20 protein-coding genes are annotated in these 25,333 nt (G+C 66.3%); 10 read left to right on the forward strand and 10 right to left on the reverse strand.

Features of this window, described 5'->3' with window-relative positions:
* Positions 1-9 precede the first annotated feature (9 nt).
* Positions 10-402 carry a (deoxy)nucleoside triphosphate pyrophosphohydrolase gene (locus RMCB_RS23425; protein ID WP_062830683.1) on the forward strand — a complete coding sequence of 131 codons (393 nt, stop codon included), beginning with the start codon at positions 10-12 and terminating at the stop codon, positions 400-402.
* Positions 403-617: 215 nt separating this feature from the next.
* Entirely contained in the window at positions 618-1,061 is a 444-nt protein-coding gene (locus RMCB_RS23430) for a pyridoxamine 5'-phosphate oxidase family protein (protein ID WP_029366490.1), read from the forward strand.
* Here the strand turns inward: RMCB_RS23430 and RMCB_RS23435 are convergent.
* From RMCB_RS23435 to RMCB_RS23450, 4 genes are all read right to left on the reverse strand, one after another.
* On the reverse strand, positions 1,048-2,376 hold the full coding sequence (locus RMCB_RS23435) for a helix-turn-helix domain-containing protein (RefSeq protein ID WP_234792219.1): 1,329 nt from the start codon (positions 2,374-2,376) through the stop codon (positions 1,048-1,050). The genes RMCB_RS23430 and RMCB_RS23435 overlap by 14 nt on opposite strands.
* Positions 2,377-2,419: 43 nt before the next feature.
* The gene (locus RMCB_RS23440) at positions 2,420-3,745 is read right to left on the reverse strand and encodes a metal-dependent hydrolase family protein (protein WP_062830685.1); all 1,326 of its coding nucleotides are present in this window, start codon (positions 3,743-3,745) and stop codon (positions 2,420-2,422) included.
* Positions 3,746-3,748: 3 nt separating this feature from the next.
* Complete coding sequence (locus tag RMCB_RS23445; protein WP_062830686.1) at positions 3,749-4,927, reverse strand: polyamine ABC transporter substrate-binding protein; 1,179 nt, start codon at positions 4,925-4,927, stop codon at positions 3,749-3,751.
* Positions 4,928-5,080: 153 nt separating this feature from the next.
* Positions 5,081-5,344: a hypothetical protein gene (locus RMCB_RS23450; RefSeq protein ID WP_029366495.1), complete on the reverse strand. Its 264-nt coding sequence runs from the start codon at positions 5,342-5,344 to the stop codon at positions 5,081-5,083.
* Positions 5,345-5,650: 306 nt separating this feature from the next.
* Between RMCB_RS23450 and typA the strand changes: the two genes are divergently transcribed.
* Positions 5,651-7,564: a translational GTPase TypA gene (gene typA, locus RMCB_RS23460; RefSeq protein ID WP_029366496.1), complete on the forward strand. Its 1,914-nt coding sequence runs from the start codon at positions 5,651-5,653 to the stop codon at positions 7,562-7,564.
* A 216-nt stretch (positions 7,565-7,780) separates the two neighbouring features.
* Positions 7,781-9,625, forward strand: coding sequence for an ABC transporter family substrate-binding protein (locus tag RMCB_RS23465; RefSeq protein WP_062830687.1), 1,845 nt, complete (start codon positions 7,781-7,783; stop codon positions 9,623-9,625).
* A gap of 67 nt (positions 9,626-9,692) precedes the next feature.
* Here the strand turns inward: RMCB_RS23465 and RMCB_RS23470 are convergent, their stop codons facing one another.
* Positions 9,693-10,952 (reverse strand): hypothetical protein, encoded by a 1,260-nt coding sequence (locus tag RMCB_RS23470; protein ID WP_062830688.1) that lies wholly within the window; start codon positions 10,950-10,952, stop codon positions 9,693-9,695.
* 524 nt (positions 10,953-11,476) lie between these two features.
* Entirely contained in the window at positions 11,477-12,712 is a 1,236-nt protein-coding gene (locus tag RMCB_RS23475; protein WP_062830689.1) for a chloride channel protein, read from the reverse strand.
* Between the two features lie 86 nt (positions 12,713-12,798).
* Between RMCB_RS23475 and mshB the strand changes: the two genes are divergently transcribed.
* Together mshB and RMCB_RS23485 are read left to right on the forward strand one after the other, a co-directional pair.
* Entirely contained in the window at positions 12,799-13,665 is an 867-nt protein-coding gene (gene mshB / locus RMCB_RS23480; protein WP_109784400.1) for an N-acetyl-1-D-myo-inositol-2-amino-2-deoxy-alpha-D-glucopyranoside deacetylase, read from the forward strand.
* A gap of 120 nt (positions 13,666-13,785) precedes the next feature.
* Positions 13,786-14,235, forward strand: coding sequence for a hypothetical protein (locus tag RMCB_RS23485; RefSeq protein WP_029366505.1), 450 nt, complete (start codon positions 13,786-13,788; stop codon positions 14,233-14,235).
* A 1-nt stretch (position 14,236) separates the two neighbouring features.
* On the opposite strand, the gene RMCB_RS23490 is transcribed toward RMCB_RS23485, so the two are convergent.
* Positions 14,237-15,535 (reverse strand): hypothetical protein, encoded by a 1,299-nt coding sequence (locus tag RMCB_RS23490; RefSeq protein ID WP_131805567.1) that lies wholly within the window; start codon positions 15,533-15,535, stop codon positions 14,237-14,239.
* Positions 15,536-15,782: 247 nt separating this feature from the next.
* Here RMCB_RS23490 and RMCB_RS23495 point away from each other — a divergent pair, with 247 nt between their 5' ends.
* Positions 15,783-18,353, forward strand: a complete 2,571-nt coding sequence (locus RMCB_RS23495) for a bifunctional FO biosynthesis protein CofGH (protein WP_062830691.1) — start codon at positions 15,783-15,785, stop codon at positions 18,351-18,353.
* 487 nt (positions 18,354-18,840) lie between these two features.
* Positions 18,841-19,389 (forward strand): YceI family protein, encoded by a 549-nt coding sequence (locus tag RMCB_RS23500; protein ID WP_029366511.1) that lies wholly within the window; start codon positions 18,841-18,843, stop codon positions 19,387-19,389.
* 158 nt (positions 19,390-19,547) lie between these two features.
* Here the strand turns inward: RMCB_RS23500 and RMCB_RS23505 are convergent, their stop codons facing one another.
* Together RMCB_RS23505 and RMCB_RS23510 are read right to left on the reverse strand one after the other, a co-directional pair.
* Entirely contained in the window at positions 19,548-21,563 is a 2,016-nt protein-coding gene (locus RMCB_RS23505; protein WP_201028342.1) for an NADPH-dependent 2,4-dienoyl-CoA reductase, read from the reverse strand.
* A 19-nt stretch (positions 21,564-21,582) separates the two neighbouring features.
* A complete protein-coding gene (locus RMCB_RS23510; RefSeq protein ID WP_029366514.1) occupies positions 21,583-22,140 on the reverse strand; it encodes a PadR family transcriptional regulator in 558 nt (185 codons plus the stop codon).
* A 251-nt stretch (positions 22,141-22,391) separates the two neighbouring features.
* On the opposite strand from RMCB_RS23510, the gene fdxA reads away from it, so the two are divergent.
* Both fdxA and dapC read left to right on the forward strand, forming a co-directional pair.
* Positions 22,392-22,715 (forward strand): ferredoxin, encoded by a 324-nt coding sequence (fdxA, locus tag RMCB_RS23515; protein ID WP_029366515.1) that lies wholly within the window; start codon positions 22,392-22,394, stop codon positions 22,713-22,715.
* 26 nt (positions 22,716-22,741) lie between these two features.
* Complete coding sequence (gene dapC, locus RMCB_RS23520; RefSeq protein WP_062830693.1) at positions 22,742-23,842, forward strand: succinyldiaminopimelate transaminase; 1,101 nt, start codon at positions 22,742-22,744, stop codon at positions 23,840-23,842.
* A 39-nt stretch (positions 23,843-23,881) separates the two neighbouring features.
* Here dapC and RMCB_RS23525 read toward each other — a convergent pair whose 3' ends face one another.
* On the reverse strand, positions 23,882-25,327 hold the full coding sequence (locus tag RMCB_RS23525) for a gamma-aminobutyraldehyde dehydrogenase (RefSeq protein ID WP_062830738.1): 1,446 nt from the start codon (positions 25,325-25,327) through the stop codon (positions 23,882-23,884).
* Positions 25,328-25,333 lie beyond the last annotated feature (6 nt).

The raw sequence follows: 25,333 nt of genomic DNA on the forward strand, positions 1-25,333 counted from the left end.
TCGGGCGCGATGGATGAGCAGATCGTCGTGGCAGGGGCATTGATCTCGCAGGGTGCGCTGCTGGTTGCCCAGCGTGACCGGCCCGCGGAGTTGGCCGGCTTGTGGGAACTGCCCGGCGGCAAGGTCGCACCGGGGGAGGACGACGGCGTCGCGCTGGCCCGGGAGTTGCACGAGGAACTCGGTGTCGAGGTTCGCGTCGGCGCGCGGATCGGCCAAGCCGTTGCCCTGAACGCCACCATGACGTTGCGGGCGTATCGCGTCGCGCTGACCGCGGGCAGTCCGCGGCCGCACGACCATCGCGCGCTGCGCTGGGTCACCGCCGACGAGCTGACCGGCCTCGACTGGGTGCCGGCCGACCGCGTCTGGATCGCCGACTTGGCTGCGGCGATGCGATCCGAATGACCCGTCGCATCTGGGTTGCTCGACGCGAACCGCGGACGCGTACTTCCGTGATCACGCTGTTGGTAGCCCTAGCGAACTAGGGACTTTCGGCACTGTCTGAGCAGGTGGCCGCAGGCGCACAGTAGTTGCATAGAGCAGTTGACGGCACTGGACGCGGGATTCCTCGACCACACGCCCATGGGAACGCTCGAACTCGTACAAGGAGGTTGATCAGCATGACCAAGGGATCTGAACTCGATGTCCTGACCCGTCGACAGTGCCTGGACCTACTGCAGGGCCCGCGGGTGGGCCGGCTGGTGTTCACCGAGGACGCCCTGCCCGCCGTGCAACCGGTCAACTATCGGATATGGCGCGACCAGGTGGTGATCCGGGTGGCCGGTGGGGCCAAACTGGCGGCCGCGACCCTGCACCAAGTGGTGGCGTTCGAAGCCGACGACCTCGACCCCGACCTACGCACCGGCTGGAGCGTGACCGTCGTCGGCCATGCCGAGCCCATCACCGATGTGGATGAACTCGTCGCGGTGGCAGGGACTTTCGTGGAGCCATGGGTCGAGGGGCGGCGTGAGCACTTCGTCCGGATCACGACCGAGAAGGTGACCGGGCGGCAATTCCGCAGTCGCGCCGTGCCGCACTACCAAGGCGCTGTCACGGCATCATGATCGGCTGCACTGTGACGCCGTGCTCGCTGCGCATCGCCGCGACCACTTGGTCGACACCGCTGCGATCATGAAAAGTGCTGTAGGTCAGCCAGATCGGTGGATATCCGGCTGAATCGGATGCCAGGCGGTGCAGGATCGTCCCGAGCAGTTCCCGGGTTGCCGGAACCGAGCTGTACTCGAGAACCAGGCAGGGCTGCGCGGGGACCTGCCGGAACGATGCGAGCCCCTCGACCAGGAAACCCTGGTCCAGATCGGATTTGGTGACCCGGATCGGCACGAGATGCACCGGGTTGCCGGGTCTGTCGCCGACGGGCTGGTTGGCTACGGCGGTACCGGAGCCGGCGGCGAAACCGTCGAGTCGTGAGCCCAGGTTCTTCAGCAACAGCGGCGTGACGCTCAGTCGTGGGCCGTCGGTGGCGGGGGAGGCCACCTGCTGCCGTTGTCGCTGCACCAGCGCATCGATCGTCGATCGGTCGACGGCGTCGAAAATGCTGTCGCACAAAGTATCCGGTTGGTAGCGGCGCCGGTAGTCTGCCGGTGAGAGGTGGAACCAGTCGACGAAAGTCCGGGTGAAGTACTTGACGTCGGAGAACCCGCACCGGGTGGAGATCTCCAGCATGGTGGCATCTGTTGCCAGCAGCTGGTGCTCGGCGTCGGCCACCCGTAGATAGCCGAGCAGATCGCTGAAGCCGACCCCGGATGCTTCTTTGAAGTAGTGCGAAACATACGATTTGGAGTAATGCTGGTCGGCGGCCAGTAGACCCAGGACATCCCGCTGGGTGGCATGTTCCCGGAGGAATCGCAGCATCGCACGGAACCGTTCGCGCTGTGCCGACGACAGCGCGGCGGTGCGGTTGTAGTAGTTCTCCAATGAGTATCCGGCGCAGAGCAACTCCATGAGTTCACGACCCCGGCGTGCAATATCGGTCTTGCCGTCGACGAGGTCGAGGAGCAGCCCGCGCAGCAGCGCTTCCTGACCGCGATGACGGGCCAGATCGAAGGACTCGCACGCGAAGATGAGATGTTCGACGTCGGGGTCCACAGAGCGGTATGCGGACGGGTCGATGTGCACGACGGCGGTGACGGCTTTGTCGTCCGGGCCGGTCAGCTGGTGCGGGTCACCGCGGTTGAGCACCACGAAATCGCCCGCGCGGAGGTCGAACTCCTCGCAGCTGACCCTGACGTGCAGTTCGCCGGACAACACATAGACGATTTCCACAGCGTTGGGGTGCCGGTGCACGTTGGTGCGCCGGATCGACGTCACCTGCGTGCGCACCGGAGCCGATGCACCGAAATCGACGAGTGCTTCGAACATGTCCACGCCAGACGCCTCCCACAGGTGCGCCCAGCGTAGACCGTCACCACACGAAGACGCCGTCCTGCACGGTCAGCCGCCCGTCGCAGAAGGTCAGGTACAGATTGGCGACGTCGTGCACGACCATCGGGTCGACGGTCGGATCTTTGCGCAGCACCAGAAGATCTGCCAGCTTTCCGGGTTCGACGGTGCCCAGCACGTGCGACAACCCGACCGCCTCGGCGCCCGTCATGGTGGCCGCCGAGATCGCTTCGGATGGCGTCATGCCGTACTGCACCATGGCCGCGAGTTCCAGCGCGCTGTACTCGCCATAGGTGGTCAGCGGCTCGTACACGGTGTCCGAACCGAGTGCGATCTTCACACCCATCGCCTTGGCGGTCTGGAAACTGCGCACCGCCTGATCGCTGTAGCGGTCGGCGAACGTGTGGTCGTGGGGTTGCAGAGCATCGCGGTACAGGAACGCGTCGGGCCGGGCCTGGCTGCGTCCACCCGGCTCCATCGGCATGAAATCCCTGTGCCAGTTGACGATCAGTTGCAGTGTCGGGACCAGGATGGTACCGCGTTCGGCCATCTTCGCGGCCAGTGGCTCATCGATGTCCTCACCGTGTTCGATTGTGTCGCAACCGGCTTCGACGGCCAGCTCGATCGCGGCACGGTTCTCGGCGTGACACATCACGATGGTGCCGCGCTGACGGTGCGCCTCCTCCACACAGGCACGGATTTCGTCGAACGAGTAGTGCACGTCGTCGTTGCGGTCATGGGGCCAGTTGTCGCCACCGCTGGCGAAGATCTTCACCGCATCGGCGCCCTCGCGTAGCACGAACCGCACCGCCTTGACGATCTCGTCGGGGCCGTCGGCCAGGATGCCGAAAACGCCGTGGCCCTGCACGAAATCGGCGGGGAACTGGTGCAGGTCGGCGTGCCCTCCGGTTCGGGTGAGCCCGGGCCCGCAGGCCACCACCTTGGGCCCGGGGATGCCACCTTCGCGGAACAGCCGCTTGAGGTAGAGCCCGTTCCACGACACATCGCGTACGGTGGTGAACCCGCGTTTGAGGATCTTCTGCGCTTCGTACACCGAGCGCACGGCACGCATCAGTTTCGGTTCGGCGATGACGCCCATCTCCTGGTCGGTGATGTCGGCCCGGCCACCGGCGAGGTGTACGTGTGCGTCGATCAGGCCGGGCATCACGTAGTGCGAATCGAGTGGCACCTCCTGGACATCGGACGCGCGCCGGTATCGAGCCATCGGTGTCACTGACTCGATGCGGCCATCGGTCACCAACACGGCGTGATCGTCCAGCGGAGCTCCGCCACGGCCGTCGATCACAGAGACCGACAGCAACGCAAACTTGTTGCCGATATTGCGCATTGGTCAGCTTCCGGTCACGGCAGCGTAGGCGGAGGTGTACTCCTTGGACTGCTCGTCGCTCAGCGCCGGCCACTGCTTGACCCGGGCCATCACATCGGCGGGCGGATTGATCAGTGGATTGGCCGCTGCGGTCGGATCGACCTTGTTCAGCGCGTCGGTCATATCGGTCAGCACCGGGATATAGCGGGTGAACGCCACCAGTTTGGCGTAGTTGGCCCGGTCGTAGACGTAGTCGATCCACGCCTCGGCCGCCTTGTGATTCTGTGTCGTATAGGGGATGACCATGCTCTGCAATGTCATGGTGCCGCCGGCGTCGGGAATCACGAACTTCAGGTCGGGGTTGTCAGCCTGCAGCTGCACGACATCGCCCGAATATGCCTGGGCTACAGCGAGATTCCCGGCAGCAAGATCGTTGGAGTAGTCATTGCCCGTGAATCGTCGAACCTGTCCCTTGTCCTTCTGTTCGCGCACCACATCGATCGCCTTCGTGACCGTCGCGGAAGTCGGTTGGGCCGGGGAATTGCCTTGGGACAACATGATCATCCCGAGACCGTCCTGGGCATCGGCGAGCATGCTCACCTTGCCCGCGAACTTCGGGTCCCACAGGTCGTCGATCGTGTGAATGTCGCGGCCCGTGACCTTGCGGTTGTAGGCCAGGCCCACCAATCCGGACATGTACGGCGCCGTGTACTTGCGCCCTGGGTCAATGGCAGCGTTCAGCAGTGTGGGTTGCAGGTTGACTTTGTTCGGCCAGCGTTCCGGGCGGATCTCGTTGAGCCATCCCAGCCGCATCAGGCGCGCGTCGATGGTTTCGGACGGGATCACGAGGTCGCAACCGATGTCCTGTCTGCGTGACAGCGGCTCTTTGTTCTTGGCGAACCACTCCTCGTCATCGTTGTAGTTCTCTTTGTAATCCACCGTCAGTCCGGTGGCCTGCTGGAATGCGGCCACGAAGCCGTCGGCGATGTACAGCGGCCAGTTCGACACCCTCAGCGTCCCGGAGGCGGGGGTGCCGTCGTCGGGTGCCGCGGACGTGGCGCCGGGCTGTGGCGCCGAGCCCGAACCGCACGCGCTCAACGCCGTGGAACCGAACGCGAGGGCGGCCGCTGCGGCGCTACCGCCGAGCAGAAATCGCCTGCGGGACGTCTGGAAGCGCTCGCGCGGGTCTGCGGCGGCTGTCATGCGGTGGACCCTTTCGACTGTCGGCAGTGGCTAGTCCAAGACTGGACTGCGGCACGCTGCCGCGACATGTCGAAAGGGCTGTACCGGCATGACGATCACGCTGGGCCTGCCCGAAGGTATGCCCGACGACGGAGAGCTACAGAACAGGAACTGTCAGTAACGCAGGCGGTCGCCGACCACCCGCACCATTCCGGGGTGCTGCGTGGTGTAGAGCGGATGCAGGATCATCGGGTGCCGGCAGTGTGCACAAGACGATTGCGGTTGATTCACCGATGCAAACGTCAGGTGATGGCACTCACTGCATCGGACGACGTAGCAAGTGCCGACCCAGTTGGCCAGTCCCACATAGATGGCGACTGTCGTCCCGGCCGCCAGCACCATGATCAGTGCAATGGTGAGCACTTCGTAGATCTCCATGACGGGTACCTCCGATCACGATCCCGTGGGATACCTCAAAGGTAGCTCGCGTTGCTTACGCATTCCTGGCTCTTTTGAAGACCTTGTCCAGTTCTTTACCGCGCAATCCGGCGTGCTCGGCCTTGCGGACCTTGTGCAGCACGAGCGGGCAGCGCTTGCAGCGCGGGTTGCTCCGGCAGCACTTCTTCTTGGGCTTCAGACCCGCGATCTTGGCGGACTTCAGTTTGATCGCTCCTCGCGTGCGCAGAACGTGACGGGGCTCTCTCGTTTTCGTGATCGACCGGCCGAACTGCGAGAATCTGGGGTGTGGATTCACGGCCCAGTTTCAGAAACGTCGCCATCGTCGCTCACGTCGACCACGGCAAGACGACCCTAGTCGACGCGATGCTGCGGCAGTCGGGTGCCTTGACGCACCGCGGCGACGACGCCGTTGAACGCCTGATGGACTCCGGTGACCTGGAGAAAGAAAAAGGCATCACCATCCTGGCCAAGAACACCGCGGTGCACCGGCACCACCCGGACGGCACCATGACGGTGATCAACGTCATCGACACCCCGGGCCACGCCGACTTCGGCGGTGAGGTCGAGCGCGGCCTGTCCATGGTGGACGGCGTGGTGCTGCTGGTCGACGCCTCGGAAGGGCCGCTGCCGCAGACCCGCTTCGTGCTGCGCAAGGCGCTCGCCGCGCACCTGCCCGTGATCCTGGTGGTCAACAAGACCGACCGTCCGGACGCGCGGATCTCCGCCGTCGTCGAGGAAAGCCACGACCTGCTGCTCGACGTCGCCTCCGATCTCGACGAGGAAGCCCAGGCGTCAGCCGAGAAGGCCCTGGATCTGCCCACCCTGTACGCGTCGGGCCGGGCCGGCATCGCGTCGACGACGCAGCCTGCCGACGGCCAGAACCCCGACGGGGAGAATCTCGATCCGCTGTTCGACGTGCTGATGGAGCACATCCCGCCGCCGTCGGGTGATCCGGAGGCACCGCTGCAGGCGCTGGTCACCAACCTTGACGCGTCGGCGTTCCTGGGCCGCCTCGCCCTGATCCGCATCTACAACGGCCGCCTCAAGAAGGGCCAGCAGGTGGCCTGGATGCGTGAGGTCGACGGATCGCCGGTGATCACCAGCGCCAAGATCACCGAGCTGCTGGCCACCGAGGGGGTCGACCGCAACCCGACCGAGGAGGCCGTGGCGGGCGACATCGTCGCGGTCGCCGGCATCCCGGAGATCATGATCGGCGATACCCTCGCCGACCCCGATCACGCGCATGCCCTGCCCCGTATCACCGTCGACGAGCCGGCCATCTCGGTGACCATCGGCACCAATACGTCGCCGCTGGCGGGCAGGGTGTCGGGGCACAAGTTGACCGCCCGGATGGTGAAGAACCGGCTCGACCAGGAGCTGGTCGGCAACGTGTCGATCCGCGTCGTCGACATCGGCCGGCCCGACGCCTGGGAGGTGCAGGGCCGCGGTGAGCTGGCGCTGGCCATCCTCGTCGAGCAGATGCGCCGCGAGGGGTTCGAGCTGACCGTCGGCAAGCCCCAGGTGGTGACCAAGAACGTCGACGGCAAGCTGCACGAGCCGTTCGAGGCGTTGACCATCGACTGTCCGGAAGAGTTCGTCGGCGCCATCACCCAGCTGATGGCCGCCCGCAAGGGCCGCATGGAGGAGATGACCAACCACGCCGCGGGCTGGGTCCGGATGGACTTCATCGTCCCCAGCCGTGGCCTGATCGGGTTCCGCACCGACTTCCTCACCGAGACCCGCGGCACCGGCATCGCCAACGCGGTGTTCGAGGGCTACCGGCCGTGGGCCGGCGAGATCCGGGCCCGGCACACCGGTTCGCTGGTGAGCGACCGCAGCGGTTCGATCACCCCGTTCGCGATGATCCAGCTGGCCGACCGCGGGCAGTTCTTCGTCGAACCGGGTGAGGACACCTACGAGGGCCAGGTGGTGGGGATCAATCCGCGTGCCGAGGACCTCGACATCAACATCACCCGTGAGAAGAAGCTGACCAACATGCGGTCGTCCACCGCCGACGTGATGGAGACCCTGGCCCGGCCGCTGGTGCTGGACCTGGAGCAGGCGATGGAGTTCTGCGCGGCCGACGAGTGTGTCGAGGTGACACCCGAGATCGTCCGGGTGCGCAAGGTCGAACTCACGGCGAGCCTGCGGGCCCGGGCCAAGGCGCGGGCCAAGCAGGAACAGGGTGCCAAGGCGTAACAGTTCGCGCCGAGTGGCCAGTTCTGCACCCGTTTTTCGGGTGTGACGTGTAGCAGGTGGCCACTCGGCGGACGACCGCGACTTGTCTGCCTTTATTGGTCTTGGGGGAGGGATGTGCGCAAGCTTCGGCGAGCGTCTCGTGCGGTGCGCGACACCGGAACGGCGGTAGCGGTCGATACCCTGAGTGGCGTGCCGTCACCCTCCCGCCGTGCCCGAATGACCGTCGGCGTGCTTGTTTCGGTACCGTCTCTGCTGCTCAGCGCCTGTACGGTCAGTCCGCCGCCCGCGCCGCAGAGCACTGAAACCACGCAGGTAACGCCACCGCCGCCGGCCAAGGCGATGCAGGTGATCATGGCGATCGACTCGATCGGCCCCGGTTTCAACCCGCATCTGCTGTCTGATCAGTCGCCTGTCAACGCCGCGATCGCCGCGCTGGTGTTGCCCAGCTCATTTCGGCCTGTACCCGACCCCAAGTCACCGACCGGTTCGCGATGGGAACTTGACACGACACTGCTGGAATCGGCAGACGTGACGAGCCAGAGTCCCTTCACGGTCACCTACAAGATCAAGCCCGAGGCGCAGTGGACCGACAACGCGCCGATCGCCGCAGACGACTACTGGTATCTGTGGCGGCAGATGGTCGGGCAGCCCGGTGTCGTCGACCCGGCCGGTTACGACCTGATCACCGGCGTTCAGTCGGTCGACGGCGGCAAGCAGGTCGTGGTGACCTTCTCGCAGCCGTATCCGGCGTGGCGTGAGTTGTTCAACGACATCCTGCCCGCCCACATCGTCAAGGATGTGCCCGGCGGGTTCGGCGCAGGGCTGGCCCGGGCGATGCCGGTCACCGGTGGACAGTTCCGGGTCGAGAGCATCGACCCGCAGCGCGACGAGATCCTGCTGGCGCGCAACGACCGATTCTGGAGCGTGCCTGCCAAGCCCGACCTGGTGCTGTTCCGTCGTGGTGGCGCCCCTGCGGCGCTGGCCGACTCGATTCGCAACGGCGATACCCAGGTGGCCCAAGTGCACGGTGGCGCAGCCACTTTCGCGCAGCTCAGTGCCATCCCGGATGTGCGCACCGCGCGAATCGTCACGCCCCGCGTGCTGCAACTCTCGCTGCGTGCGCAGCAGCCGAAGCTCGCCGACACCCAGGTGCGCAAGGCCATCCTCAGTCTGATCGACGTCGACCTGCTGGCCTCCGTCGGCGCGGGTGACGACAACACCGTGACACTCGCGCAGGCCCAGGTCCGATCGCCGTCGGACCCTGGCTACGTGCCGACGGCGCCACCGGCCATGGGCCGTGACGCTGCGCTGGAGCTGCTGCGGGGTGCGGGCTATCAGATCGAGCCCGCCGCACCGGCGACGCCGGGAAATCTGGTGCCGGACAACGGTCGTCAGCGCATCACCAAGGACGGCGTGCCGTTGTCCCTGGTGCTCGGTGTGGCCTCGAACGATCCGACGTCGGTGGCAGTGGCCAATACCGCGGCCGACCAGTTGCGCAATGTCGGTATCGAGGCCTCGGTGCTGGCCCTGGATCCGGTGGCCCTTTACGGTGACGCGTCGACCAACAATCGCGTCGACGCCATCGTCGGTTGGCATCAGGCCGGGGGAGATCTGGCGACGTCGCTCGCCTCGCGGTACGGGTGCCGCGCGCTGGAAGCCACCTCGGTCTCGACGGCGGTGCCCGGACCTCCGGCGCCGTCGTCGTCGCCGTCATCGAAGACGACGACCCCTCCGCCACCGGTCACCGCGACCACCGCAACGCCTCCGCCGACGCTTCCGGCACCGGGCTCCGGTGATCTGGTGCAGGCCCCCAGCAACATCACCGGTATCTGTGATAGGAGCATCCAGCCGAAAATCGATGCGGCACTTGACGGTAGCGAGAACATCGCCGATGTGATCCAGGCTGTCGAACCCCGGTTGTGGAACATGTCGACGGTATTGCCGATTCTGCAGGACACCACGATCGTGGCGGCGGGTCCGAGTGTGCAGAACGTCAGTTTGTCCGGCGCGGTACCCGTCGGCATCGTCGGCGATGCCGGCAGCTGGTTGAAAACGAAATAGCGGCAGCTGCCGAAACCGAGGGTGGGCCTTCTCGTCATGACGAGAAGGCCCACCCGATAGGTGACGGTCAGGCTGCGTCGTGCGAGCCTGAACCGCCCGACGAGTTGCCGCCCTCGCCGGCACCCGTCGAATTGCTTTGGCCACCGCTCTTGGATGCGGTCTTCTTGCCGCTCAAGCCTTCACCGGCCTTCTTGAGCCCGTCGGTGATGCTCTTGACGGCACCCTTGACCCCATCCTGGGTCTGCTTGAGCCGGTTGGCGCGGGTCGGCTTGGCGGTGCTGGCCGCCTTGTCGCCGGACGTGGTCTTGGCCCCATCGCCGGCCGGAGTTGCGGTCGGCGAATCGGTCGCTGCAGACCCTGCGGCTGCAGATCCCGGTGGGGTGGATTCCGTTGGCGCCGTGGTGGTCTGCTCTGCCGGGGCCGGTGCTACGTCGAGCGTGACGACCTTGGTGGGAGCCTTGGGTGCTGCGCTCAGTTGAGCCACCGCGGCGGTCAATGCCGCAGGCGGCTTGATGTCGTTGGCGATGGCATCGCGGGCCTGCCGCAGTGCGGAGAGCAAGCCGAGGCTCGGTCCGAGCAACCCGCCCCCGCCCGCGGCTTCGGCTCCGTTCAGGAACGCATCGGCGATCTGGCCGGGCCCGGCGAGCACCGCGTTGACGAAGCCCAGCGGATCGCCGGCCTTGATCGCGTCGACCATGTTCTGGCCGACGTTGCCGCTCACCAGCACCGCGGGAAAGACGGTGTTGAGTGCGCCAAGCACCGGAATGAGTACGGCCGTTGGATCATTGATGACGTTGAGCAGATTCTGCACAGGCTGCTTGATGGCGTTGGTGATCGGCTCCAACAGGGGTAGGCCCGCGTATAACACCGGGCTGAGCAAGGCGCTCCATGCGGTACTCACCGCGCCGTTGATGTCCCCGGCGAGGAGCTGGGTGACCGCCTGTTGGAGCTGGGCTGGGATACCGTACGGATTCGACGGGTCCAGCTGCTGGCCGAGCGCCTCGCCCGCGCTCTGCAGCCCGGCGAATATGCCTTGGCCGCTGGTGATCTGGTTGGCAACGACCTGCTGCAGGATCGGGAACGGGTCGGCGATCTCCGTGCTGATGAGCGTCCCGACGTTGTTGACGGTGTTGGTGATTAGCTGGACGTACGCCTCGAACGGATCGACGGCTGCGGAGAGGCTCACCGATGCCGTCGAGACCGCCGGCACGTGGACATCTGGCAGCGGCGGTGCGACGGGACTGACCGCGATGGCGCCAGCGCCGACCAATGCCACGCCCGCCGCCAGATAGGACCGTGCGGAATTTGACCGTGCAGCGATTTGCATAGGTTCTCCTTACCCTCGATGTACCCCCGGCGAGGCAAAAGCTACCTGAGAGTAAGTTAATGAATAAGCACTTTTGGAAAGTTTGCATTCATCGCTCAATGTCTGGCTACTTGTCCGCGTAACCGCCGTAACTAGCTGCTCAAGCGCAGTTTTGACGCCGACGAAAGCGCATTGGGCGCCATTTGCCACATTGTGTCAATGCAAAAATTTGCATCGAAGTGCCCGTATATGGCAAACAAGTGTCAGCGTCTGCAGCCTGTTAACTTGAAAACCCTCATCGGAGCTGGGTGCTGCAGATTTCCGTCGACGCGGCGCGAAACGATGATTTGCGGGCCGGTCGCGGATAACCACCCGATTGCGAAGGTTCTCTATATAGTCCGTCTGTGCGTTCTGGGCGCAGTGCCACGCCTGTGCCCAGTGCCTATGACCCCGTCCGGGGAGTGTTTGCTGGGTGATTCCCGTCGCAACCAGTTGTCGGACGCCGCCACTTTTGGCCGGCCGACTGAACCGCTGCGCTGACGGAACTACTTGGCCCGGGCCAGGTTTCGTCGCTCGCCCAGCACCCGCAGCCCGTGCGCGGCGGTGGCCGCGACGAGAAACGGCAACAACACCCACCACGGTGGTCGGGCCAATTCCCAGACGAACAGTGCCGCCCATACCGGTGCGCGTTGGGTGATGGCCAAGACGCCGGCCGCACACGTCAACGACACCGCCGCGACGCTGACGGGATGCTCGGTCCAGGTGTTGATCGACAGCGCCACAATCGATCCCAGCGCCGACCCGGTGGCCAGCGCGGGGGTCAGCATGCCACCCACGGCTCCGGCCCGCAGGAAGACCGCGGTGAGGATCGGCTTGAGCAGAAAGATCATCGCTGCCGCCGCCAAGGTCATGCCGCTGTCGAGGCTGACGGTGAGGATGCTCTTGCCGTTGCCCGGAAGTTCGGGCCAATGGATCGAGCAGATGCCGATCAGCAGCCCCGCCGCGGCGATCGCCGGGATCAACAACCACGACGTCGGCGTCTTGGTGGGGCGGGCCAGCTCCATGATGCGGTTGAAGGCTAGTCCGGCTCCGAAACTCAACGGCGCGAGCAGCAACGCGAAACCGGTGAGCAGATAAGACAGTTGGGGATCGGGCCAATCGAGGGGCGCCGCGGCGTGCGTGACCGGACTCGCGACGGCGACCGCCAGACTCGACGTGATCAATGCGGCGCCGACGGCCCGCGGATGCCACGTCTTGAGCATGATGCGGACCGCGAAGAGTGCGCCGCCCACCGGCACGCTGTAGACCGCCGCGAGGCCCGCGCCCGCGGCGCACGCCAGCAGGATCTCACGGTCGCGTGGCGTCAGCGCCCACCGCGAAGTCCCGAGATCGCCCAGTACAGCGGCGAATTGACGCGGAGCCCCTTCGCGCCCCAGCGACGCGCCCGAGCCGACGAGAAACACCTGCAGTGCCGCGTCGAGTGTCAACGGCAGCCGCGGTAGGGGCCCATGCTTGGCGATCGCCGCCGACAAACCGGGCACTTCGACCCGGCGGCGCAGCATCCACCAGCCGAACCCGGCCAACGCGCCGCCGATCATCGGCCCGACCGCGCGCCGCACCGGGCTGGCACCAGTGACGCCCTGCAGCAGTGAACCGAACGAGTAGTGGTAGGTCAGATGCTCGACGGCGTGCAACAGCAGCGTCGTCGCCATACCGGCGAGCCCGGCCGCCAACCCGACCACGACGATGCCGCAACCGAACTCGAGGTTCCGCCGATTCACCTTGGTGAATGTAGGGGAACCGGCGTCGTCGTGAGAGCCGAGTGAGTGTGGCCGACCCGGTGGCGACCGGACTACTGTCGCGGTCGATGCCCAACGAAACGCCCCGCCTGCTGTTCGTCCATGCCCACCCGGACGATGAAACCCTCACTACCGGCTCCACAATCGCCCACTACGTCGCGCAAGGTGCGGATGTCCGCGTCGTCACGTGCACCCTGGGCGAAGAGGGCGAGGTGATCGGCGAACGGTACGCCCTGCTGTCCGTGGACCACGCCGACCAGCTCGGCGGCTACCGCATCAGTGAACTCACGCGCGCGCTGGAAGCGCTCGGGCTCGATGCTCCGCACTACTTGGGAGGTCCGGGCCGCTGGCGCGATTCCGGCATGGGCACCCACCATGCCCAGGGCCGGCAGCGGTGGGTCGACGCCGACATGGACGAGGCCGTCGCCGAGCTCGCCGCCGTCATATCCGAGATGCGGCCGCACGTCGTCGTCACCTACGACCCCGAGGGCGGCTACGGTCACCCCGACCACATCCAGACTCACCGGGTCACCACGGCCGCGGTCGCTGCCGCCGCCGACAACGGCTGGACAGTGCCGAAGTTCTATTGGACGGTGACCGCCACCAGCGCGATGGGTGCCGGTTTGCGTGCGCTGTCCGAATTGCCCGAGGGGTGGATCAGAGTCGACATCAAGGATGTGCCGTTCGGCTATCCCGACGACCGCATCGATGCCGTCGTCGACGCGACCGACCATCTGCCCGCCAAGATCGCCGCGATGCGGGCCCACGCGACCCAGGTCACCGTCGCGCCCGACGGCCGCGCGTGTGCGCTGTCGAACAACATCGCGTTGCCGATCATGGGGGAAGAGCATTATCTGCTGGTCTCAGGCGAGGCCGGACCGCGCGATTCCCGTGGCTGGGAAACCGATCTCCTTGCCGGGCTGGTTCTGGAGTAGCGTCGCCCGCGCGGGGTAAGCTCCGAAAAATCCGGCAGTAGTCAGCGGCGAAGGGAAACCCATGGACCCCGATATGGATCCGAACCTGCAGCACTGGCAGGACCGGGCGGACAACTTCCAGTGGGTGGTCGGTTCGATGGTCGCGTTGCTCGACAGCATTCCGACCTGACCACGACCAGACCGCGCGTCGACGCCGCGCCGGCATCCCGTCCGGTCTTCGACCGCATCGTCCTTGCCCTGCTCGCCGTCGATGGCGTCATCTCGGCTGTCCTCGGTGGGCTGTTCCTGCCGTCCTACCTCGGCGTCGTGCCGTTTCCGATCAGCGCGTTCCTGAGCGGGGCGCTCAATGCCGCCCTGGTCTGGGCCGCGATGCAATGCACGCAGTCGTTTCGGTTCGCGGCACTGCCGTTGTTGACGTGGTTGGCGACTGTCGCCGTGATGACGCTCGGCGGCCCGGGCGGGGACGTGATCTTCACCGGCCACGGCATCATGGCCTACAGCGCGCTGCTCTTCATGGTGGTCGGGGCGCTGCCGCCGGCGCTGCTGCTGCGCCGACGGCTGACCCGCTGACCTACTCGCTGCCCGAGTTGTCCGACTTGTCCTTCGACGGCTTGTCGGTCTTGCTCACCTTGGTCTTGGTGTCGGCCGTGGTCTTGGTGTCGGCCGTGGTCTTGGTGTCGGCCGTGGTTTTGCCTGCGCCCTTCACCGCGTTACGCAGACCGTCGGTCGCCTTCTGCACAGTGGACTTGAGGCCGTCCGTGGCGTCGCGGACGCCGTCGCGGACGTCTTTGATGCGCGTCTGACGTGATGTGCTGACCGACTTGTCGGAGGTCGCCGGCTTCTGCGACTGCAGCGACTGCTGCACCGACTTGGGAACAGTGGTGACCTCGTCGGTCTGAGTCGTCGTGGTCGTGCCGGGAAGCGTCTCGCTGACGCTTTCCGCCGCGTCCTTCACCAGATCGGCGGCCCCGGATGCGGCGGTCTCGACGTCGGTCACGACAGTCTGCACCGGGTTCTTCAGCTCGCCGGTGACGCCGGTCGTATCGGTGGCGTCGGCGGTGGGCTTGGTTTTAACGTCAGCGACGTTGAGCAGTGAGACGCCCTCGGTGAGGCCCTTGAACGCGCTGGCCAGCCTTTCGCCCACGCCGTCGAGCGTCGTCGACAACGTCTGCGTCGTCGCCGCCAGCGATGTCGTCTGCGCCGTCGCGGCGAACGGGAGACCCGGCGGCAGGGGCGGCAGCGGAGGCAGCACCCAGCCGAGGAAGTAGTTCGCTTCCGCGACGACGGTGTTCCACGCCGCTGCGGCGACACTCCAGCCGACGTCGACGATGCCGTTGGCCCACACCCCGAGATTCAGCGGTGCGTTGAGCACCGGATTGATCAGGTTGTACACGACGCTGTCGGAGATGGGCCTGATCAATTGGTAATAGAAGATGTCGGTCTGCGCACCGATCAGGCCGGCGAACGGTACGCCCCAACCGCCGAGCCAGTACGCGATGTCGACGCCGTAGTTCACGCCCCAGTCGACCCACGACTGGATGTATTGATATGCCGAGGTGACGAAGTCGCTGGCAGCGTTCTGCGGGGTCACCACTGCGTTGGGTGTCGCCAGGGCGGGCGCGGCACCCGTCGTCGGCCCGCTGCCCGGGACCGGCGCCGGTTTCGGCGGTGTCGGCACCGCGGCTGTCATGCGGCTCGCGGCGGCCAGCAGCTCGACCATGGCCTGCGTCAGTTGCGGTTGGGTGGAGGACGTCGGATGGGCGGGAACTGCGATATCTGCGGGCGTCACCTGAACCGGGGTCAGCGCGATCGTCGTGGCGGTAGCCGCGGCTGCTCCGGCGATGAGATACGAGCGCACAGATACAGTCATGAAAGCTCCCTGGAAGTTCACAGCCCAACCCGGCCCTTAACCTATCGCGCGGCGCGTCAATAAACATCTGGAATATCCGCGTGTCGTAGCGCTCGGGCGCGTCGAAACAGGGCGCGACGGTAGGTTCCGTGGTAGCAGGAACGCACTGCGGCAGCGGCCAGTACTACTGTGACCTCTATGGCAGGCGCCAAGGTTTCAGAATGTGAGACGCGTGGATGATTGACGACATCGCCGGGGTTACAGGGGAGTGGCTCTGAACCCCCAGCACGGCGCCGATCTGCCCAGCCCGGTGGTCCCACCGACCGTCAGCACGGCCGCGTTGAGACGCGTGTTGCGTCGGGCGCGCGACGGTGTGGCGCTCAATGTCGACGAGGCGGCCATCGCGATGACGGCCCGCGGCGACGATTTGGCCGATCTGTGTGCGAGTGCGGCTCGGGTTCGCGATGCGGGTCTGGTATCGGCGGGGCGGCGTGGTGCTACCGGCCGGCTGCCGGTCAGCTATTCGCGCAAGGTGTTCATCCCCGTCACTCATCTGTGCCGCGACACGTGCCATTACTGCACTTTTGTCACCGTGCCGGGAAAGCTGCGGGCACAGGGCATGGGCATGTACATGGAGCCCGACGAGATCCTCGATGTCGCCCGCCGCGGGGCCGAACTGGGCTGCAAGGAAGCGCTATTCACCCTCGGTGATCGCCCCGAGGCGCGGTGGGACGAAGCCCGCCAGTGGCTCGACGAGCGGGGTTACGACTCCACCCTGGACTACGTGCGGGCGATGGCCATCCGGGTTCTGGAGGAGACCGGCCTGCTGCCGCATCTGAATCCCGGGGTCATGTCGTGGTCGGAGCTCTCGCGGCTCAAGCCGGTCGCGCCGTCCATGGGGATGATGCTGGAGACGACGTCGCGGCGGCTCTTCGAAACCAAGGGCCTGGCGCACTACGGCAGCCCTGACAAGGACCCGGCGGTCCGGTTGCGCACGCTTGACGACGCGGGCCGGCTGTCCATTCCGTTCACCACCGGCCTGCTGGTCGGCATCGGTGAGACGCTCACCGAGCGTGCCGAGACGATGCACGCTATCCGCAAGTCGCACAAGGAGTTCGGCCACGTTCAGGAAGTGATCGTGCAGAACTTCCGGGCCAAGGACCACACCGCAATGGCGTCGACACCGGACGCGAGCGTCGATGATTTCCTGGCCACCATCGCGGTGACGCGCTTGGTGCTCGGACCGAAGATGCGCATCCAGGCACCGCCGAACCTGGTGTCGCGGGAGGAATGCCTGGCGCTGATCGGCGCCGGCGTCGACGACTGGGGCGGGGTGTCGCCCTTGACGCCCGATCACGTCAACCCTGAGCGGCCGTGGCCCGCACTCGACGATCTCGCCGCGGTGACCGCCGAAGCGGGCTACGACCTGGTGCAGCGGCTGACCGCGCAGCCGGCCTACGTCCAGGCTGGGGCAGCATGGATCGATCCGCGGGTGCGTGGGCATGTCGATGCGCTGGCCGACCCCGATACCGGGCTGGCCCGCGACGTCAATCCGGTGGGCCTGCCGTGGCAGGAGCCGGATGAGGCATCGGAATCGTTGGGGCGCACCGATTTGCACACCGCGATCGATGTGGAGGGACGCCGCACCGAGACCCGCAGTGACCTGGACAGCGCGTTCGGCGACTGGGAGTCGATCCGGGAGAAGATCTCCGAGCTGGCCGCGCGGGCGCCCGAGCGCATCGACACCGATGTGCTGGCCGCGTTGCGGTCCGCGGAGCGGGATCCGGGCGGCTGCAGCGACGACGAGTACCTGGCGTTGGCGACTGCCGACGGCCCGGCATTGGAAGCCGTTGCCGCGCTGGCTGATTCGCTTCGCCGGGACACCGTCGGTGAGGACGTGACGTTCGTCGTCAACCGCAACATCAACTTCACCAACATCTGCTACACCGGCTGCCGGTTCTGCGCGTTCGCGCAGCGCAAGGGCGACGCCGACGCCTACTCGTTGTCCACCGACGAGGTGGCCGACCGGGCGTGGGAGGCACACGTCGCCGGGGCCACCGAGGTCTGCATGCAGGGCGGCATCGATCCGGAACTACCCGTCACGGGGTATGCGGATCTGGTGCGGGCGGTCAAGGCGCGGGTGCCTTCGATGCACGTGCACGCGTTCAGCCCCATGGAGATCGCCAACGGTGTGACGCGCAGTGGGCTGTCGGTGCGCGAGTGGCTGATCAGCCTGCGTGAGGCCGGGCTGGACACCATCCCCGGCACGGCCGCGGAGATCCTCGACGACGAGGTGCGCTGGGTGCTGACCAAAGGCAAGCTGCCCACCTCGGAGTGGATCGATGTGGTGACCACCGCGCACGAGGTGGGGCTGCGTTCGTCGTCGACGATGATGTACGGCCACGTCGACACCCCCAAGCACTGGGTGGGGCACCTCAATGTCCTGCGCGGTATCCAGGACCGCACCGGCGGTTTCACCGAGTTTGTGCCGCTGCCGTTCGTGCATCAGTCCTCGCCGCTGTATCTGGCCGGCGGTGCGCGGCCGGGGCCGACCCATCGCGACAACCGGGCCGTGCATGCGCTGGCGCGGATCATGTTGCACGGCAGGATCTCTCACATCCAGACGTCGTGGGTGAAGTTGGGCGTCGAGCGCACCCAGGTGATGCTGCGAGGCGGCGCCAACGATCTCGGCGGCACCTTGATGGAAGAGACCATCTCGCGGATGGCCGGTTCGGAGAACGGCTCGGCCAAGACCGTCGAGGAACTCGTCGCCATCGCCGAAGGCATCGGCCGCCCCGCGCGTCAGCGCACCACCGACTACTCGCCGCTGGCTGCCTGACGCGGGTCGCGTCTCGTCGCAAGGCGGGTGTCTCTGCACCGCGAGCGTGCGTGTCTGTCCCTCGACACGCCGTGTCTGGTCAGCACTTCGCGCACGCTCGCGCTTGCCGAGCGTGCGCGGGCAGCGGGGCGGGACTTTCCGTTGGCGTCGTGGCGTCATTGATGCCGCCCGGCTTTTCCTAGACGGCGTCGTGGCGCCATTTGTGTCGCCCGGGTTCCCTAGACGGAGTCGTAGCGCCACTCCGTTTAACTCTGTGTCCCGCTCGCCAACTCCGCGCCGCGCGACATATCCGCACGCGCGTGCCCGCTGACCGTGCACAAATTGCTGGGATTTTGCGGCGTGTCGAGGGACAGACACGCACGCTCGCGGTGCCACCCGAGGCAACCGGGAAAATTTTTTCACGAACCCGGGAATGTATGCGGACCGTGGTCCGGTTATCTTTGGCGAAGGCGCCGGAACGGCCGGCCCGCCAGACCAAGGAGACATCATGACCGCTGCAACCGCCACTGATCTGACCGCCGGCACCTGGGTCATCGATCCGGTGCATTCCTCGATCAACTTCTCTGTGCGGCATCTGATGGTGAGCAAGGTTCGCGGCAGCTTTGAGACCTTCAGCGGCACCATCGTCGTCGCAGAGGACGGCACCCCGTCGGTGACCGCCACCATCGACGTCAATTCGATCAACACCCGCAACGAGCAGCGCGACGCGCACGTGCGGTCCGCTGACTTCTTCGACGCCGCGAACTACCCGACCGCCACGTTCGCCTCGACCGGTGTACGCCGCGACGGCGACGACTATGTCGTCGACGGCGACTTCACCCTCAAGGGCGTGACCAAGCCCGTCTCGCTGAAACTGGAGTACAACGGCGTCAACCCGGGCATGGGCCAGGGCCCGGTCGCCGGCTTCGAGGCCTCGGTCGTGTTGAACCGCAAGGACTTCGGCATCGACATCGAGCTGCCGCTGGAGACCGGTGGCACCGTCGTCGGCGACAAGGTGACCATCACCCTCGAGATCGAGGCGCTCAAGCAGGCCTGACTCTCCCCGCATCGACCACCGGCGTGACGCCCGAGCGTCACGCCGGTGTCGCGTTCCGCGGCCATGGCAGCGCAGGCCCATCCTGTGGCTGATGACGGTGGACGCTCCCGAACTCGACGCCTACGACCGGGACGAACCGGCGACGCTAGTCCTGACACTTACAACCGTGCGGCCAATTCTGTGCCTTGCCTGATCGCACGTTTGGCGTCCAGTTCGGCGGCGAGCGCGGCACCGCCGATGACGTGAGGCTCGATACCGTTGCGGCGCAGGCCCTCTTCGAGATCACGCACCGATTCCTGGCCTGCGCAGATCACGACGTTGTCCACCGCGAGTACCCGCGCATCGGAGTGGTCGGGGCCGAAGCTGATGTGCAGGCCCTCGTCGTCGATCCGCTCGTAGTTCACCCCGGAAAGCTGCTGCACGCCTTTGGCTTTCAGTGACGCGCGATGCACCCAGCCGCTGGTCTTACCCAGCGTGCGGCCTTGCGGACCCTTGGTACGTTGCAGCAGGTACACCTCGCGCACCGCGGGTGCAGGCAGCGGCGTGGTGAGCGCGCCGCGCGCCTCCTGCGGGTCGGCCGCACCCCACTCCGCCTTCCATTCCTTGAGGTTGAGTGTCGGCGATTGATCGGTCGTCAGGAACTCGCTCACGTCGAATCCGATCCCGCCTGCGCCGATGACGGCCACCGACGCGCCGACCGGCGCCCCGGTGACGGCCTGCGCGTAGGTGAGCACCTTGGGATGGTCGATGCCGAGAATGTCGGGCAATCGTGGCGTCACCCCGGTGGCGAGTACCACGTCGTCGAATCCGGTCAGTTCCTCGACGCCGGCCCGTGCGCCCAGCCTGAGATCGACGCCGTGCTTGTCCAGCATGCGGGTGTAGTAGCGGATGGTCTCGTTGAACTCTTCCTTGCCGGGAATCCTTCTGGCCAAATCGAATTGACCGCCGATCACACTACCCGCCTCGAAGAGGGTGACCCGGTGACCGCGCTGGGCTGAGCTCACCGCGACGGCCAAACCTGCCGGGCCCGCCCCCACCACGGCCACCGATCGCGCGCGCCGCGTCGGGCCGAGCACCAATGACGTTTCCCGTCCCGCTCGCGGGTTGAGCAAGCACGACACGTTCTTGTGGACGAAGGCGTGGTCGAGACAGGCCTGGTTGCACGCGATGCAGGTGTTGATCTCGTCGGCGGTGTCGGCGGCGGCCTTGTTCACCCAGTCCGGATCGCTCAGCAGCGGTCGGGCCATCGAGATGAGCTGGACGTGGGTGTCGGCCAGAATCTGTTCGGCGGCCTGCGGCATGTTGATCCGGTTGGACGCGACCACGGGAATGGTGACGTGTTCGGCGACCGCGCTGCTGATGCCGACGAATGCCGCGTTGGGTACCGACGTGACGATCGTCGGCACCCTGGCCTCGTGCCAGCCGAAGCCCGAGTTGATCATCGTTGCCCCGGCCGCCTCGATTTCGGTTGCCAGCGCGACGATCTCGTCCCAGCTCTGACCGTCCTCCACATAATCGGCCATCGACATCCGGTAGCACACAATGAAGTCGGTACCGACGGCCTCGCGCACCCGCCGCACGATCTCGACCGGGAATCGGCGCCGCTTCTCCGCGGTGCCGCCCCAGGAATCGGTGCGTTTGTTGGTGCGTGGCGCCAGGAACTGGTTGAGCAGATAACCCTCGCTGCCCATGATCTCGACACCGTCGTAGCCGGCTTCCCGGGCGAGCAGCGCGCAGCGGACGAAATCGTCGATGGTGCCTCGGACATCACGCAGGGCTCGGGGCCGGAATGGGTTGATGGGCGCCTTGATCGACGACGCGCTGACCGAAAGCGGGTGGTACGCATAGCGTCCCGCGTGCAGGATCTGCAGAAGGATCTTGCCGTCGGCGTCGTGGACCGCCCCGGTGATGCGGCGGTGCCTGCGTGCCTCGCCTGAGGACACCAACTGCGATCCCAGCGGCAGCAGCCAGCCGGTCCTGTTGGGGGCGTAGCCACCGGTGATGATAAGCCCGACGCCACCGCGGGCCCGTTCGGCGAAATACTCGGCGAGCTTGTCGGTGTCGCGGGCGCGGTCTTCCAGGCCGGTGTGCATCGAGCCCATCACCACCCGGTTGCGCAGCGTGGTGAAGCCGAGGTCCAGCGGGGACAACAGGTTCGGATAGCTCATCGGGATCCTTCCGGAACGACGGGGACTACAGGGCTTCGAGGACTTCATCGAGCCACGCGAGTGAGCTCTCCTCGGCACGCATTCCGCCGCGCAGCACCAGATACTGGTGCAGTGCACTGCCCTGCAGCGCCGACGGATCGGGGAACTGCCGCTTTTGGTACCCGCGGTAGGTGTCGAGCAACGCGGCTCGCTCGGAGCGCAGTGCCGAGATCTGCTCGCGCAGTGCGGTGAGATCCCCGTGGGCCGCGCCGCGAACTTTCACGGCCAGATCACGTGTGCGGGTGTCGGCAGTCGAACCGGCCCTGCCCGCCGGGGGTTTCGGCAGCGGTTCGGCGATCCAGCGGGCCAACTCGGCGCGTCCGGCGTCGGACACGGTGTACACCTTCTTGTCCGGCCTGCCGTACTGCACGACGGGGGTGACATGCACCCAGCCGTCGTTCTCCATGGCCCGCAACGTTCGGTAGATCTGCTGGTGGGAGGCGGCCCAGAAGTAGCCGATCGAGCGGTCGAAGCGGCGGGTCAGCTCATAGCCCGAACCGGACTGCTCACTCAACGACACCAGGATGGCGTGGGGGAGACCCATGCCTGGAGCCTAGGTGGGACCGGCGGTCCTATGCAACTGGGTGCAATGGGGTGGAGTGCATAGGCGTGGCGACTGGTCGAGCTGTATCTGCAACGTTTAGTATCAGTAACCGCGAGCCACCCTTAACTGATGGCGCGCAAAGTTAGGACACACTGAGACGAGCGTCCCGGAATGTGTAACGCATACTGGCGCGCGGGATCACGAGTCCTCAACGAGCCCGACCAGCAGCCCACTGGACAGGAGACACATCAGTGACGTACGTCATTGCCGAACCCTGCGTCGACGTCAAAGACAAGGCGTGCATCGAGGAATGCCCTGTCGACTGCATCTACGAGGGTGGACGCATGCTGTACATCCACCCCGACGAGTGCGTGGACTGCGGTGCATGCGAACCGGTCTGCCCGGTCGAGGCCATCTACTACGAAGACGATGTGCCGGACCAGTGGGCCAGCTACACGCAGAGCAACGCGGACTTCTTCGCCGAGCTGGGCTCGCCGGGCGGTGCTTCCAAGGTCGGACAGACCGACAACGACCCGCAGGCCATCAAGGACCTTCCGCCGCAGGGTGAGGACTGATCCTGCCGTTCCCGCCCCGCTCTGACGTGGCGCGCACGCCGCGCTCGGCCGCTCTGCCGGAGTTCCCCTGGGACACCCTGGCCGAGGTGACGGCCCGCGCCCGTTCACACCCCGACGGCATCGTCGACCTGTCGGTGGGGACCCCGGTGGACCCGGTGGCCCCGCTGATCCGTGAGGCACTCGCGGCGGCGAGTGCCTCGCCCGGGTATCCGGCCACCGCTGGTACGCCCGCGCTCCGAGCGTCGGCGACGGCTGCGTTGCGGCGTCGCTACGGCATTACCGATCTGGCGCCCGACGCCGTGCTGCCGGTCATCGGCAGCAAAGAATTGATCGCGTGGCTGCCGACGCTGCTGGGCCTCGGTTCCGACGACGCAGTCGTGGTGCCCGAACTGGCCTACCCCACCTACGAGGTCGGTGCGCGGCTGGCGGGCGCTCAGGTGATTCGGGCGGACGCGCTGACCCAGCTCGGGCCGCAGATGCCTGCTTTGATCTATCTCAACTCGCCGAGCAACCCGACCGGCCGCGTACTGGGGGTCGACCACCTGCGCAAGGTGGTGACATGGGCGCGGGAACGCGGCGTCCTCGTCGCGTCCGACGAGTGCTACCTCGGGCTCAGCTGGGACGCCGACCCCGTCAGCGTGCTGCATCCGACGGTCAGCGACGGTGACCACACCGGGCTTCTGGCCATCCATTCACTGTCCAAGACGTCGTCCCTGGCGGGCTATCGCGCAGGGTTCGTCGCCGGGGATCCTGCGGTGGTCGCCGAGTTGCTGGCGGTGCGTAAGCATGCCGGCATGATCGTCCCGACGCCGGTGCAGGCGGCGATGGTCGCGGCCCTCGACGACGACGAACATGAGGCCGTGCAACGGGATCGGTACGCGCGTCGCCGGGCGGTGCTGTTGCCGGCCCTGCAGTCGGCCGGGTTCACGGTCGAGCACTCCGAGGCCGGACTCTACCTGTGGGCGAGCCGCGGTGAACCGTGCCGGAACACCCTCGCGTGGCTGGCCGAACGCGGCATCCTGGTGGCGCCCGGCGAGTTCTACGGCCCGGCCGGCGCGCAGCATGTGCGGGTCGCGTTGACGGCCACCGACGAACGCATCGACGCGGCCGTCGCGCGCCTCGCCTGACCTCTGCGCTGAGCGGCCGAGAGGTCAGGCGGCTGCCGGCTATCCCTCGAACCCGTGGTAGTTCATCACGTGCTTGATGCGGGTGTAGTCCTCAAGCCCGTACATCGACAGATCCTTGCCGTAGCCGGAGTGCTTGAAACCACCGTGCGGCATCTCGGCCACCAGCGGGATGTGGGTGTTGATCCACACGCAGCCGAAGTCCAGCCGGGCCGACATCCGTGCTGCCACATCGGCATTGCGTGTCCACACCGACGAGGCCAGCCCGTACTCGGTGCCGTTGGCGTAGGCCAGTGCTTCGTCCTCGGTGCTGAATTTCTGTGCGGTGACGACGGGCCCGAAGATCTCGGTCTGGATCAATTCGTCGTCCTGGCGCAGATCGGCGATCAGGGTGGGCTCGAAGAAGAATCCGGCGCCCTCTTTCTTCTTGCCGCCGGCCAGCACCCGGGCATGCTCGGGGACCCGTGAGACCAGACCGGAGACGTGGGCCAGCTGGTTGGGATTGTTGATCGGGCCGAACAGGATGTCTTCGTCGTTCGGGTCGAAACCGGTCTTGGTGGCGGCGACCGATTCGGTCATCGCCGCCAGCAGCTCGTCGTAAATGCCGTCCTGGACGATCATTCGGGTGGCGGCCGTACAGTCCTGGCCTGCGTTGAAATAGCCTGCGGCCGTGACGCCCTCGACGACTGCGGCGATGTCGGCGTCGTTGAAAACCACCACGGGAGCCTTGCCGCCGAGCTCCAGATGGGCTCGCTTGAGGTCTTGTGCGGCGCTCGTGGCGACTGCGACGCCGGCCCGGGTGGACCCGGTGATCGACACCAGCTGCGGTACCGGGTGTGCCGTGAGCGCGGCCCCGGTGTCACGATCGCCGCAGACCAGGTTGCAGACCCCGGGCGGGAAGATCTCCTGCATCTTCTCGACCATCCAGTACGACGACGCCGGGGTGGTGTCCGACGGTTTGAGCACCACGGTGCAGCCGGCGGCGAGTGCCGGGGCGAACTTCCACACTGACATCATCATCGGGTAGTTCCACGGCGCGACCTGGGCCACCGGACCGACCGGCTCACGCCGGATGGACGACGTGTGACCGCGCATGTACTCACCCTGCGAGCGGCCCTCCAACACCCTGGCGGCACCGGCGAAGAACCGGATCTGATCGAGCATCGGCGGGATCTCCTCCGACGCGGTCAGCGAGACCGGCTTCCCGGTGTTCTCGCACTCGATGGCGATGAGTTCGTCGGCGTTCTCCTCGATGACGTCGGCGAGCTTGAGCAGCGCCCGCTGCCGCTCGCTGGGAGTGGACCAGCGCCACGTCTCGAAGGCCTTACCAGCGGCTTGGAATGCCAGATCCACGTCCGCTGCAGACGAATTCGGCGCTGAGGCGAACACCTCGCCGGTGGACGGGTTGACGATGTCCATCATCTGGCCATCCGAGGCGGTCTGGATTTCTCCGTTGATGATGTTGTGGATGACTTTCTTGTCCGACATGTACAT

This window comes from Mycolicibacterium brisbanense (assembly GCF_001570425.1).
In the GTDB taxonomy this organism is placed as follows: domain Bacteria; phylum Actinomycetota; class Actinomycetes; order Mycobacteriales; family Mycobacteriaceae; genus Mycobacterium; species Mycobacterium brisbanense.